The organism is Streptococcus sp. FDAARGOS_520 (assembly GCF_003812685.1).
Classification (GTDB): domain Bacteria; phylum Bacillota; class Bacilli; order Lactobacillales; family Streptococcaceae; genus Streptococcus; species Streptococcus agalactiae.
The window spans coordinates 581,124-593,775 of record NZ_CP033810.1; the positions used below are offsets into that span (position 1 = coordinate 581,124).

The window sequence follows — 12,652 nt, forward strand, 5'->3', positions numbered from 1 at the left end:
ATTTTTCTCCTTTTCTATTAATACCCCTCCATACACTCTTCAACTTCTGCCTTGGTCACTCCGAAGAGTCTGAGGCGTTTGAGGAGTTGTTTACCATTTGAGTAGCCGATACGGAGTTGATTCCCAAGATACTCACGGCGTTTTCGGCTATCGCTAGCAGTAATGAATCCCCAACGAATGAGGTCTGCTTGGGTGATATCGAAATGATCTTCATCATCGAAATGCTGAGTCACTTTTGAGAGTGCCTTCTGCAAATCTTCAAAGCTGGCATGCTCGACACCCAGAGATCGTCCCTTGGTCTTTGAGCCTGGCTTTGCCTCGTCTCGATTGAGGAAGGCATGGCGGACTGTCGGAATGGCATTCATGATGATTTTACGGATACGCTCGCCATTATAATCTGGGTCTGTAAAGACGATAACTCCCCGCAAATTGTGCAAACGTTCGATACGCTCTAAATCATCTTCATCAATTGCTGAACCTCTAGTTTCATAGGTATCAACATTGTAAAAGCGTCGCAGATTAGCAGTATCATCTTTCCCTTCGACAACGATCACTTCTTGAATATCAATTTTTTTCATCAAGTCTAAATATCCTTACTGCATTTTGGTATGTAGCCTCCGCTACCTCTTCCACAGTTATGCCTCGTAGCTCTGCTATTTTTTCAACGACATATCTCGTATAAGCGGTTTTGTTTTCTCGACCTCTTTTAGGTACAGGAGCCAAATAAGGAGCATCTGTTTCCACTAATATCTTATCTAATGGCAACTCTCGTGCAGCTTCTTGTACATCTAATGCCTTCTTAAAGGTCACAACACCAGAAAAGGAAATCATCATCCCTAAATCAATAAATTTCTGAGCCATTTCCAAAGAACCAGAAAAAGAGTGCATTATACCACCAAAAGGCCCAACTCCAGATTCCTTAATGACTTCATAAGTGTCTTCTAACGCATCACGTGTATGAACGACAAAAGGAAGGTTATACTCTTTTGAAAGTTCAATTTGACGCTTAAACACCTCGATCTGAATATCTTTGGGATCCTCCATCCAATAATAATCCAGACCAATTTCACCAAGTGCAATAACCTTGGGATTTTCTAAATGACTGATAATCATTGACTCAATATTATCATCATAAGAACCAGCTTCAGTTGGATGCCATCCTATTGTGCTATATACCTGTGCATATTGGGAAGATAATTCCAAAGATTTTGAAATGGTATCTTGGTCAAAGCCGACAACATTCATTTTTGTAACACCGAGTTCGCTAGCTAAATTAATTTCCTCGTCTATCTTTCCTTCAAAATTTTCTACGTTAAGGTGGGTATGGGTATCAAATATTTTTATCATATCATCGTTCTTTCTTTGCTTATCGTAGCTACAAGCATTAATCTTTATTATTATAACATAAGACTGAAGCATTCTGATCAGAAAGAGTAAATCAAAAAAGTCAAAACATTTTTGCTCTGACTTTTGAATACTTGCTGTAAAAATCCTCTACAAGTGTCTAGCTAATGGTAGAGAAACTAGACTATAAATGATTATATTTTTGCTGATTGCTTTCAATAGCCTCCTCAACCTTTGAACGAAATTCTCCTTTTATTGCCTCGTCCAATTGATTAGCAACTTTATGAATAGCTGTCTTTGTGTTGATGGCTACTTCGTCTATTTCTTTATGATGCGACGTAATAATATCGTGAAACTTAGATCTCTTGCGTGGCGCGTACACGCTATGTATCAATTCTTTATCCAATTGTTTTTTTAAAGTCCTTACTGACTCCTTACCAGTCAGGACATCCCACATTAAACTCAATAATTTCTCCTACTTCATTAATTCTCTTTTCCTTTCCCTTTGCAACTCTTCAAAGGTTAGTTCATGTTCTGAACGTTGCCGAATATAGTTAGCTCTATATTCTTCTTCTTGAGCGGACAAGGCATAGTACTCTTTATGGTAAGCTTGCTCTAAGTCGTCATGATAAGAATCTAAAATACGATTGAGCGTCATCATATCTGAGCTATCATTACTATATCTCAAATCATATTCAACAGCGTCGTAAGTTTCTTGAAGCATATTAATAATCTTATTTTTTCTTACTGAGAGATCGTCTAATTTTTCTTCAAACTGGCAACAACTATGGTGATAGGCATCATCTAAATCTGATATTTTCCTCTGAGTATCAGCTAATTGTTTTTCAATGATATCAATCAGTGCCATTGTTTAAACTCCCCTGACAAGTTACTATCTTGTCGCAACATAGCTTCAACTCCTTTATTAATTTGGTTTTCTAATTCAACGTAAGCGTGAGAAATGCTTTCTGCCGCTTGAGTTTTATTTGAGAAAAAGGTTTGAGCTTCTCCGACAATGCTCGCATAGCTAACACCTGACTGAGCATACGCTTCTTCCAATTCTTGAGGACTTAGTTCAGTAACTCCTGTAGGAGCTACTTTTAAAGATTGATAAAGCTCTTCTGCTTTAGCAACTGCTTTTTGCTCAACTTTTTTAACTTCTTCAACTGCTTCTTTTGATATCGTTACCAAACCACTAGAGATCACTTTTGCTTGTTGACTATCTAGGAAAATAGCTTGATTCTTACTAACTTCTTTTCCCGTACTTTTAAAGCTACTAAGTTTCGCTTTAATAGCATGCATTCTTTGATTCACATTCGTATGAACTACTGAATAGTTTTCTTTGTAAGCAAATTTATCTTCTGCTAATTTTAAAGAACCATCTGGATTGTACTGGTAGCCTCCCCAAATATGCTGATTGGTAAAATTAGCAACCCAGCTACCTCCTGAAACAGCTTTACTGTCAACTATTTTAACAATTCCGACAGCATTATCGCTTCCTTCTTTAGGATAACCTATTCCAATTTTATCCTTGGAATCAACGTAATTATTGACCACCCCTTTTATTTTATCAACCTGTTCTTTTTGTTTATCTGTCAAAATACTATAAAGGTTTGGACCGTTATATATCCAAGCTCCTTGAACTCGGTAAATTTGATTATCATCCAATTCTGCAATAGCATACTGTGCATTCATTGACCCTAACGAGTGTCCGTAGACCGAAATTTTTGCGTTAGGATATTTATTCATAACTTCTTTTAGCAGATGAGCTGATTGTTCTAACTGCTTTGTACCTTGTTTATGAGATACACTTTGTGAACCAAATTTCTTTAATAATAGTTTACTAGCTATTGGAATATCATTTTTAAACCAGTCTGTTTTCCAATCATCCCCTCCAAACGGTGCTGTTGACCCCTTAAATAAAACCGTAACTTCCTTAACATCCTCTGGCTTGTCTAAAGTTCCATTTGGAGTGATGGTATAAATTTGTTCCCCGGTTTCTTTGCCTCCATCTTGAACGTGAGCAACTTTACCGATGGGGAGTACCTTATCTTGGCTCATTATTTTGACTAGTGTATCAAGTTGGCTACCTAATTCATACTCTTGCTTCGCTATATTTACCCTATCTAAATCAGTCAAGACTTTTTCCATTAATGACCTCTACTTTCCAATAAATGAGTTAACTGGGGAGATTGATGGCTACTTTGACTGACCAAATGCCCTTGATTATCCCTATCCAAATTACAAGTAATATATAAGTTAGGATCTTTATTAATGATTAACCTTACCGAAATCCCTCCCATAGGATTTTTTTTGATACTTTCTTTGTCAATATCATACGACTTAATAACAGCATTCTCTTTGAAAGCATCTTCATCTTCTGCATAAATCCACTTTTGATAAGCATTTTTAGCGTCTTTGCTATTAGCTATTTCCCATAATTCTTGTTGTTTATTGTTTTCAGTCACTTTTAAACCTCCTACAGTGAAACCAAGCCCTAAAAGGATTATTACAATAAAACTAAGTAATTTTATTGACTTCATCTCTCCTCCTTTTATCATATAACACTCATTTGATATCTAGTTTATCATAAATTTATTCTCATTATAAATGAAAAACTATAAAACATGGATTAGTTATCTTAGGATTACCAAATACAAAGATATTAAAAAAGATGATTAATAGCTCTAATGCTATAAATCATCTGACTCTACTATTTACTTGTAATCACTTGGACGTCCTGTATATTTTGCCCAAGATTTCTTCAAAAATTTATTATTAATGTGATAATTCGGCTTGCTGTTTTCCTCTGTTAAAAATGGATTGATATGCTTATCTAGCTCTAACCAACCATTCCAACCTAAATGGATTGTATCTTGCATAAAGTATGGCTTACCTCCATCTCGAGAAAGGTCAGCGATATGATTGAAACCTTGACTTTGAAGTTGGTGTTTTATTTTTTCTACAGATTTTTGATACATTTTTTGATCAAGCCCTGTGTAGTCTGTCCACTTTTTATTTACTGGTGGTATGACAAAAAGGACATCTGTATTTTGTTTTGAGAATTCATTAAGAACCAACTGTAAATCATTAAATTCTGGTGACTTAGTATAATTGAAATGTCGTTGTGACCCTTTCAATTTTTTTAAGTGCTTTTTAATTCTTGTTTGGTAAAAGCGATCATCAATACCAAATTGATTTGATCTCGTTGCTACTTTAGCATCTTGTGATGCAATACGCGATAAATGATTATATGAGAATGCTTTCGGTAATTTACCAACATGAGGCATTATTGCCTGATTATAAGTTTTTCCTAGTGGTAGATAGCTAAAAATAGCATCTGTCTTCTCAAATACCCAATCATTAAACTTTAGTCTTTGTTTGTCTTTATTTGATAGTTTTTGGCCATCTGCAACTTTTTCTATCAAATCTGACATAGAAGCTTCAGGATATAATTTTAACAATCGACGAGCAGCATACCTATCGTAGGTTGTCCCTGTTTGATTTTGCAAAAATCGAATGGTTTGATCGTTGCTGAAATAGTTTTGAAAAGCACCTTTGTTGGCTCCCTTGCGAACAAACCATTGCGGAGAAATAACATAGATAGCTTTTTTATTTTTGATTTGTCCTTTAATCTGTTGAATGCCATAGTATTGTGTCAGAGAAGCCGCCCCTTTTTGACCTAAAAGATATGGGATATAAGACCTATTGTAAGCCTCTGCTAAAACTGATGGATGCATTGCGTCAAATCTTAGCCACTCACTTGAACCAAAGAAAGGGACAAAATTGGCTTTAGGATCACTGAAAGCTCTAACTTTTTGAACTCTGCTTTTAAAACCTGCCTTCGTCAACGCTACTGCACTGTTTTTTTCCTTACCTAAATGATGAGGCTGAGAAACAGGAAAAACAAAATATAATCCTACCAACAATAGTAAAGCACAAACTAGAGGTCCAAATACTTTACCTAGACGTTTAAGCATTGCAGAGCTCCGTTACTCCAGCAACAATTTTATTAGCTGTGTTCCAGTCATTACGACCAAATTCCGCAATCGGAATATCAATATTAAAGTGGCTTTCCAACTCAACAATTAGTTCAACAGTACCCATGCTGTCTAGAACTCCTGCGTCAAATAAGTCTTCATCCATCATAGAAGAAACATCCTCCATAAATAGGTCATCAATAATTGCTAATACTTCTGATTTAATATCCATTATAATACTCCTTATTATTTGTTATGCGGTTGTGGGAACCACAAAAGATCTAAAAATCCTGAAAAAATCAAGAAAGAAAACATAACTACATTAAAGGTGATGAAGACACCCAAAGCATAAGTCCATTTGTTTTCTGGTAAAAGTGGTTTTTTAGCCAATCTTCTTTCTTTATTAATATTTTTCTTCTTACGTACCCAAGCGTCATTAATAACTAGGCCAATCCCATGAAAGAGACCATAGGCTATATAGTACCAAGTTAACCCATGCCAGAATCCCATAAGAAGCATATTGATAATATAAGCTACACTTGAAGTAACATTACGGTTTTTAAAAACTTTATTTTTAACTAAAAGCTTAACAAGCCTCATGAAAACAAAGTCTCTAAACCAGAAAGAAAGGCTCATATGCCATCTATTCCAAAATTCTTTTAGGTCGCGTGATTTGAAAGGTTTGTCAAAGTTAATCGGAGACTTAATCCCCATTAGGTTAGAAATAGCCAACGCAAACATTGTGTAACCTGCAAAATCAAAGAACAAATCAAAACCAAAGGCATACATAACCCCAAGTGTTGGCCAATTAAACACACCACCCTGTTCTAGCGCTAATTCTTTTAGAGGAGGCATAATCAGACTTCCAAAAATATAGGCTAAAATAAACTTATAGAGAAAACCTAACATCAAATAATGAATCGCTTGACCTAACATATCTAGGAGTTCGTTTCGATCTGGGATATTAATGTAATCCTCATTGAATCGTTTAAAACGATCAATTGGTCCACTTGAGAAAGTTGGAAAGAAGAGTAAAAATCTTAAGAATTCCCATAAAGTAAATTCTTTCAAGACACCGTCTCTCATTTCAATAATCATAGCAACAGCTCTAAAAGTAAGGTAAGAAATTCCTAGAAACCCAAAAAGTGACTGATGCCCATCCTCAGATATAGCTGAAATTAATTTTACCAAAAATAGCGGAAAAATAGATAAACAAACCGTTACATAAAAGACCAAAGTATGATTAAATCGTTTCCGGTAAGCTTTATAGATAAAAACTAGCAGAGACTGTCCGACAACGTATGCCAATAGTGACTTCAATTGATTAAAAGTACTACCAGTCAACATCATTACAATAAAACTTAGACTAAAAATAATCTCATATAAGGCAAAACGCTTCTTAAAGAATAAGCCGATGTAAATTGGTAGGACAGCTAAGATAAGGTAGAAGAAATATTGTGGATTCCCATAAACATCCAAGTGAGGAAGTTTTTCTAAAAATGCCTGTATCACTTGTTTACCTCGCTCATAAGACCTTTGATATCAATTTTCCCATTTGGTGTCAAAGGTAAATCCTCTCGATAGATAAATTTAGATGGCATCATGTAATCCATCATAATGTCCTTTAAGTCTTCCTTAATTGCTTTTGTCAAATCCAAATCACGTTCAAAATCATCTCTTACACCTTCTTTTAAGACAATATAGGCTAATAAGTTTTGAACTTTATGATCCTTGTTATAACGTGGCACTGCTACTGCTGATTTTACATACTGCGATTTGTTTAAGTTTTGAGAAACATCTTCTAATTCAATACGATAGCCGTTAAATTTAATTTGGAAATCCATACGCCCACCGTAAAGCAGAAGACCTTCATCGGTCATACTTCCTAAGTCACCGGTATGGTAAGCAGGTAGACCTTCGAATTGGAAAAATGCCTCAGCTGTCTTTTCTGGATTGTTAAGATAGCCTTTTGATACTGCTGGTCCAGCAATAATGATTTCACCTTGCTCTCCGTTTGGTAATTTATGACCTTCTTCATCAATCACATACGTTGGTGAGTCATCTTTAGTGTAACCAATTGGAAGGCGTTTGCATGTTTCTAACATTTCATCAGTAATTGCTACTGCGGATAGAGCAACTGTTGCTTCTGTTGGCCCATATGCATTAACGATACGAGCTTTTGGAAAACGTTGACGAAGTTTTTGTGCAGTCTTGACAGTTAACTCTTCCCCATCAAAATAAAAATGTGTTAACTGTGGCAAGGTCTCTGAATTGAAATCGTTAGATAGTAGCGCCATATCAGCAAATGATGGTGTCGAAGTCCAAACCTGTATTGGCAATTCATTAATGGTAGCGAATAGTTTTTTGAAATCATTAACTACTGTCTTTGGTAGGGCAAACAGGGTGCCTCCCATAGCTAGTGTTGGTGCCCAATACATAACTGATAAGTCAAATGAATATGGCGGTTGAGCCAACATTTGCGGTCTTTCAGGAACTGAAAACTCATCATCAGAAATCATCCAATTTGTAAAGCTCAATAAATTGTCATGTGAAATTTGCACACCTTTTGGTAAACCAGTAGTCCCTGAAGTGAAAATAATATAGTAATTATCATCACCTTTAACAGAATGTGTTACCTCATAAGGAGTCTTTTCTTCAAAAATAGCTGAAACTTGAGAAACGTCTAGGATTGGGACATTATCAACTTCAAGAGGAAATTCACCAATTGAAATGATAAGGCTTGGTTGAGCAACTGTCATAATAGCCTGTATTCTATCCAAAGCAGAGTGTTGGTCAACCGGTATATAAGCATGCCCTGACTTTGTTAAAGCAACAAATGTCGCCAACATTTCATATTCTTGACCACCGAATACTAAGACAGGTGATTTTTCAACAAGGCCTAGGCTATCAATATGAGCAGCTAGAGAGTCAGAGTCTACTTTAAGTTGTCCATAAGTATGGACTTCCCCTAAAATATCATACACTGGAAAATCAGCTTGTGTCTCAGCAAAATGCTCAATTGTTTTAATCATATCATGTATCATTTGTACCATCTCCTAGAATTCATTATAAATAAAACTGCCTTGTCCGCGACTAAGGTATGCAAAAAAGTAAATTAGTAACAATAAAATACCGAAGTATAATAACGTTCTACCAATAAAAGATAAATATGGTTTCATCATTCTTCCTTTAATTAATCATGGTATTGGTCCAAAATCCATCAATTGGTAACTGGACTTCAAGACGTAATTGGTCTTTTTCTTGATATGCTCTAATTCTCCCCTTATGGCGTTCCACGATTGCTTTAGCAATAGATAAGCCTAGACCAAAACTGAGAGAATCTGCATGATCATCTTTAGCTTGATAAAAACGCTCAAAGAGATTATCCATAACCTCTTTGGAATAGATAGCACTTGGATTTGATATTGTCAGAATAGCTTTTCTTCGAGCTTGTTTAAGACTAAACTGGATTGCTGATTTTGACAAAGAATGCCTAATAGCATTATCCAAAAGAATTATTAAAATTTGCTTAATCTGACTCTCTTCTCCAACAATCCAGACATCATCTTCAATCGTATCATTTAAACACTTTTCTTCTTCATATGCCAAACTTTCATATGTTAGAAGTACTTCTTGACATAAGACAGATAAGTTTAACTTTTTGAAATTTACCTTGGAGCGTTTTTCATCAAGTCTAGACAAATTAAGCAAATCTTCAATTAAAAACTCCATTCGCTTAGTCTCCGAAACAACATGATCCAGATAACGATTCCCTGGAATTTGCTGTTCCAGAACCTGAACGTTGGCTCGTATAGCTGCAATAGGGGTCTTCAGCTCATGACTCGCATCTGAAACGAACTGTTTTTCGCGAGTCATTTCTGTCTCTACAGGTCCTACAATAAATCGAGAAAGATAAAGACTTACAGCTGCTAATAAACAAAATCCAAAAATAGTAAAAACAAGAATTAGAAAACGCCTTGCATAAGGGACTTCATAACTAGCCAAATCCATAATAGCTATGGTGTAGGTTTTATCTTTATATTCTTTTATGGAATATATAAAAGACTTCCATTTTCGTGACTTCTTTCCTTGCTCAAGGAGCTTCAAACTAGATTTTTCGATAACATCATTTGTCAAATCAGTATTATTGCTTTGAATCTTAACCATCTTTTGGTTATCTATAGTCACCAAAGCAATCGGTTCATCGCCTGGTATTCCTAAATAATCATTTTTGGCAACTAATTTAACAATCCTATATGCATCATATTCATCCCAATATTGATTGTAGCGATTACTAACTGCAAATAGAAAGAGAACAACGACAATAAGGATTGACATGGTCAAAAAGACAAATTTTTTGCGTAAATCACTAAACATTATGTCCTCTCCTCCAAGGAATATCCAAAGCCCTTAGTGGTTATTATTTCAATGTCTGCTTTTAAAAAGCGCAATTTTTTTCGCAAAAAAGAAATAAATACTTCTAACTGGTTATATTCTGAATTGTCTGAAGGTCCCCAAACCTTAGAAATCAACTGATTTTTAGGAATAATCTGCTTTGCATTTCGCATAAAAACTTCCATCAAGAGAAATTCTTTATTGGATAATTTTACACTACTTTCTTTAGATTCTAGCTCATGTGAATCTGTGTTAAGCCTTATATTTCCAAGCCGCAATTGATTTGCTCTGATTAGAGAAGATTGTCTGGTTCTCAGCCTAATTCTAGCTAGCAATTCATCTGCTTCAAAGGGTTTTGTGATATAATCATCTGCCCCTAAATCTAAACCATTAACTTTATCATAAGTCTGTGATTTTGCAGTTAAAAAGATTATTGGGGTTTCTAAACCAGCTTCCCTCACTCTTTTTAAAACAGATAATCCTGAGCGTTTGGGTAACATAATATCCAACAGGACTAAATCATAGAGACCTGTCAAAATGTATTCTAACCCATCATCTCCATCAAATGCTAAATCAACAGAATAACCTTTATCTGCCAATAAAGCTTGAATAGCCTCTGCTATACTTTTTTCATCCTCAACTACAAGAAGTCTCATTTTCTAGTCACCTTACCATATATATTATAGTATAAACTAGCAAAATTGAAATAACCTTGAAAAAACGATATTAATAAAAGTATTTCCTAAGTCACTAAACTACTTCAATAATACAAGCGTCTAAAAAATAAAATATCACTCGCTATAAAGATATTTCTCAATAAGAAATCTCCTCATATTTTAACAAAAATAGGGGCTATTTGTCTACGAATTTCCGCATTATAAACTCACTTTTCATTAACTTTATCTATAATATACTCAAACTACTCTCACAAAAACCTTTATCGTTATGAAGGTACCAAAAAAGCCACCAGACTCGAGTACCTGTTGGCTTGATATTATTTTGCTATCTATATTAAGCTGATAACACTTTACGTCCTTTACGACGGCGGCTAGCAAGCACGCGACGTCCGTTTTTAGTTGACATACGGTGACGGAATCCGTGTTTACGTTGGCGACGGATTTTACTTGGTTGATAAGTACGTTTCACGTTGAATACCTCCTGATAGATTTTCGTATTCGTTTAGCCGGCTATTTTGATCAGTTACTAAACATACCATACTATTTTATAACAATTTTAGGCCTCTTGTCAAGAAATACTTTCAAGTTGTAAGTGTCTAATTTTTTGAGAATACTCACCAGCCTATAAATCAAGAGATTTCTCAATTATTTTTTCCAAAAAATACCGAAACAAAGGTTTCCTTGCTTCAGTCTTGACTTTATTGGCTTTTTCGTGTTACAATAACTTCAGACTGATTAAGCAAAGTGTAGATTTGTCTTAATCGGTGGAGTAGAAGTTACCGCTTCTGCTCCTTTTTTGATTTTCTACAATGATATTATAACAAAATTGTCAGAAAAATGCAAACGAAAACAGCTGAAAAAAGCCTTAAAATCAAAAAATTTTAAAGTCTTTAATACTTAAATTTTTGACGATCAAGTGAAGTAAACTTCCCAGCACGCTGAAATATTTTTCTTGTTTTTATAATCGTCTCTGCTTTTATCTCCTTAAGGTAACCAACGCTAAAACGTTGATTTTGATAGTATTGATACTCTTTTCGCCAATCACCAAAAAATAAATCATCAACAAGATTGATTCTCTCTAAAATGATTAACCTGGACATTGTATATGCCCCTTTCAAAGACCAATACATACCTCTGTGTTTCATTCGATAGGTTATTTTTCGATGCTGACTTTCCATGACACCTATTCCTTTAGAAGACAAATTTCTTAATTTAGCAGGCTTCGTATATTTGAAATTATTAAGAATTTTACGGCGAAAATTAAAATAATTATAGTATTCATCACCTTCACCATCGATTAAAGACTCTGTGGTATCAAGAACTGTTTTCATTAACTCTCTTTTGTGAGTATTAATTGCCTCAAAAGCTAATTCTTTTAATTCAGCTGGATATTTTTTAAAAAATATTTTTATCTTTTCATGTAAGTGAAAAGCATCCCAAAAGTGCTCGTGTCTTTTGATACCAAGCGCTTTTTTTATTTCTTGAAAAACTTTTGGAGTATAGCCTTTACCATTATCAGAATTAGTGATTAATATCGTCTCATCTGTGATCTCGTAATGATTATACAAATAGTCTAGTAATTCTTCTTTTGCCTTTTCGTAATTTGTATGGATTATCTCATGTTTATTTTCTAGGACATAACGATTTTGAGCAATTTTTTTAGAACCAGTATGAACAAGAAAGTGCGTTAAATCAACATTTCTTTTGTCATCTCTAGCAGAATCTGATGATTTCACCATCACGCCATCTCCTTCAATATAAAGGATTTTTGGTTTAATTTTCTTGGTAGGTTCTTCCTCTAGCCAAAAGCGAAACTTTTCTTTTTCAGACAGCAAATCCCCAGCTCGCTTAACAGCTTTTAAAACAGTATCCTTAGTAATCTCAAGATGATAAAATTCTTTAACAAAATGACACACTTGACGATACGACATCACTGTAGCCATTTTAGCTATATGGCAAATCAATTCAGGAGAAAAACGCATATACTTTTTAAGCCCTAACCATTCATCTATAGGACAACGTGTTTTATTTCCTTTTCGCCAACGTGACCTAGAGAATGTTACTTCTCCAAAAGTAAAAGCAACCGTTCTCTCTGTTTGATTGATACGTTTGTATCCAGCTATCCGCATTGCTGAGGCGATATTTGCATCATACGTTTTAACTCTTTTTAAAAAGTCGTATTTACGTTTATCATCTAATTCAACAACAAAAACCTTTTCATCAAATCTCATACCTGTCATACAGGTATTTTACCTA

At 34.8% G+C, this 12,652-nt stretch carries 15 protein-coding genes; all 15 read right to left on the reverse strand.

Going from position 1 to position 12,652, the window contains the following annotated elements; genetic code table 11:
- Nucleotides 1–17: 17 nt before the first annotated feature.
- The 15 genes from rnmV to EGX96_RS03145 all read right to left on the reverse strand — a co-directional run bounded on the left by rnmV (nucleotide 18) and on the right by EGX96_RS03145 (nucleotide 12,636).
- Nucleotides 18–578: a ribonuclease M5 gene (rnmV, locus tag EGX96_RS03075; protein WP_000717745.1), complete on the reverse strand. Its 561-nt coding sequence runs from the start codon at nucleotides 576–578 to the stop codon at nucleotides 18–20.
- Nucleotides 565–1,347 carry a TatD family hydrolase gene (locus EGX96_RS03080; protein ID WP_000590336.1) on the reverse strand — a complete coding sequence of 261 codons (783 nt, stop codon included), beginning with the start codon at nucleotides 1,345–1,347 and terminating at the stop codon, nucleotides 565–567. Before EGX96_RS03080 ends, rnmV begins: the two co-directional genes overlap by 14 nt.
- Before the next feature lie 181 nt (nucleotides 1,348–1,528).
- The gene (locus tag EGX96_RS03085; RefSeq protein ID WP_000055643.1) at nucleotides 1,529–1,810 is read right to left on the reverse strand and encodes a hypothetical protein; all 282 of its coding nucleotides are present in this window, start codon (nucleotides 1,808–1,810) and stop codon (nucleotides 1,529–1,531) included.
- A 9-nt stretch (nucleotides 1,811–1,819) separates the two neighbouring features.
- A complete protein-coding gene (locus EGX96_RS03090) occupies nucleotides 1,820–2,212 on the reverse strand; it encodes a hypothetical protein (RefSeq protein ID WP_123957816.1) in 393 nt (130 codons plus the stop codon).
- Nucleotides 2,203–3,495 carry an Mbeg1-like protein gene (locus tag EGX96_RS03095; protein WP_000416815.1) on the reverse strand — a complete coding sequence of 431 codons (1,293 nt, stop codon included), beginning with the start codon at nucleotides 3,493–3,495 and terminating at the stop codon, nucleotides 2,203–2,205. Before EGX96_RS03095 ends, EGX96_RS03090 begins: the two co-directional genes overlap by 10 nt.
- Complete coding sequence (locus EGX96_RS03100; protein ID WP_000835879.1) at nucleotides 3,495–3,887, reverse strand: DUF1310 domain-containing protein; 393 nt, start codon at nucleotides 3,885–3,887, stop codon at nucleotides 3,495–3,497. Before EGX96_RS03100 ends, EGX96_RS03095 begins: the two co-directional genes overlap by 1 nt.
- A gap of 174 nt (nucleotides 3,888–4,061) precedes the next feature.
- Nucleotides 4,062–5,324 carry a D-alanyl-lipoteichoic acid biosynthesis protein DltD gene (gene dltD / locus EGX96_RS03105; RefSeq protein WP_000919740.1) on the reverse strand — a complete coding sequence of 421 codons (1,263 nt, stop codon included), beginning with the start codon at nucleotides 5,322–5,324 and terminating at the stop codon, nucleotides 4,062–4,064.
- Nucleotides 5,317–5,556, reverse strand: a complete 240-nt coding sequence (gene dltC / locus EGX96_RS03110) for a D-alanine--poly(phosphoribitol) ligase subunit DltC (protein ID WP_000351975.1) — start codon at nucleotides 5,554–5,556, stop codon at nucleotides 5,317–5,319. Before dltC ends, dltD begins: the two co-directional genes overlap by 8 nt.
- A 14-nt stretch (nucleotides 5,557–5,570) precedes the next feature.
- On the reverse strand, nucleotides 5,571–6,836 hold the full coding sequence (gene dltB / locus EGX96_RS03115) for a D-alanyl-lipoteichoic acid biosynthesis protein DltB (protein ID WP_000613599.1): 1,266 nt from the start codon (nucleotides 6,834–6,836) through the stop codon (nucleotides 5,571–5,573).
- Entirely contained in the window at nucleotides 6,833–8,368 is a 1,536-nt protein-coding gene (gene dltA / locus EGX96_RS03120) for a D-alanine--poly(phosphoribitol) ligase subunit DltA (RefSeq protein WP_000581010.1), read from the reverse strand. Before dltA ends, dltB begins: the two co-directional genes overlap by 4 nt.
- 12 nt (nucleotides 8,369–8,380) lie before the next feature.
- Nucleotides 8,381–8,503 carry a teichoic acid D-Ala incorporation-associated protein DltX gene (gene dltX, locus EGX96_RS03125; protein WP_000806142.1) on the reverse strand — a complete coding sequence of 41 codons (123 nt, stop codon included), beginning with the start codon at nucleotides 8,501–8,503 and terminating at the stop codon, nucleotides 8,381–8,383.
- A gap of 10 nt (nucleotides 8,504–8,513) precedes the next feature.
- Nucleotides 8,514–9,701: a two-component system sensor histidine kinase DltS gene (gene dltS / locus EGX96_RS03130; RefSeq protein WP_000490535.1), complete on the reverse strand. Its 1,188-nt coding sequence runs from the start codon at nucleotides 9,699–9,701 to the stop codon at nucleotides 8,514–8,516.
- Nucleotides 9,701–10,375: a two-component system response regulator DltR gene (dltR, locus tag EGX96_RS03135; RefSeq protein WP_001238594.1), complete on the reverse strand. Its 675-nt coding sequence runs from the start codon at nucleotides 10,373–10,375 to the stop codon at nucleotides 9,701–9,703. The genes dltS and dltR overlap by 1 nt, the downstream gene beginning before the upstream one ends.
- 355 nt (nucleotides 10,376–10,730) lie before the next feature.
- Complete coding sequence (gene rpmH / locus EGX96_RS03140) at nucleotides 10,731–10,865, reverse strand: 50S ribosomal protein L34 (protein WP_000831903.1); 135 nt, start codon at nucleotides 10,863–10,865, stop codon at nucleotides 10,731–10,733.
- Nucleotides 10,866–11,286: 421 nt separating this feature from the next.
- Complete coding sequence (locus tag EGX96_RS03145) at nucleotides 11,287–12,636, reverse strand: ISLre2 family transposase (RefSeq protein ID WP_000147286.1); 1,350 nt, start codon at nucleotides 12,634–12,636, stop codon at nucleotides 11,287–11,289.
- Nucleotides 12,637–12,652 lie beyond the last annotated feature (16 nt).

Coding starts and splice junctions, on each gene's coding strand:
- rnmV (WP_000717745.1), bottom strand. CDS start 578: ATGAAAAAAATTGATATTCAAGAAGTGATCGTTGTCGAAGGGAAAGAT.
- EGX96_RS03080 (WP_000590336.1), bottom strand. CDS start 1,347: ATGATAAAAATATTTGATACCCATACCCACCTTAACGTAGAAAATTTT.
- EGX96_RS03090 (WP_123957816.1), bottom strand. CDS start 2,212: ATGGCACTGATTGATATCATTGAAAAACAATTAGCTGATACTCAGAGG.
- EGX96_RS03095 (WP_000416815.1), bottom strand. CDS start 3,495: ATGGAAAAAGTCTTGACTGATTTAGATAGGGTAAATATAGCGAAGCAA.
- EGX96_RS03100 (WP_000835879.1), bottom strand. CDS start 3,887: ATGAAGTCAATAAAATTACTTAGTTTTATTGTAATAATCCTTTTAGGG.
- dltD (WP_000919740.1), bottom strand. CDS start 5,324: ATGCTTAAACGTCTAGGTAAAGTATTTGGACCTCTAGTTTGTGCTTTA.
- dltC (WP_000351975.1), bottom strand. CDS start 5,556: ATGGATATTAAATCAGAAGTATTAGCAATTATTGATGACCTATTTATG.
- dltA (WP_000581010.1), bottom strand. CDS start 8,368: ATGATACATGATATGATTAAAACAATTGAGCATTTTGCTGAGACACAA.
- dltX (WP_000806142.1), bottom strand. CDS start 8,503: ATGAAACCATATTTATCTTTTATTGGTAGAACGTTATTATACTTCGGT.
- dltS (WP_000490535.1), bottom strand. CDS start 9,701: ATGTTTAGTGATTTACGCAAAAAATTTGTCTTTTTGACCATGTCAATC.
- dltR (WP_001238594.1), bottom strand. CDS start 10,375: ATGAGACTTCTTGTAGTTGAGGATGAAAAAAGTATAGCAGAGGCTATT.
- EGX96_RS03145 (WP_000147286.1), bottom strand. CDS start 12,636: ATGACAGGTATGAGATTTGATGAAAAGGTTTTTGTTGTTGAATTAGAT.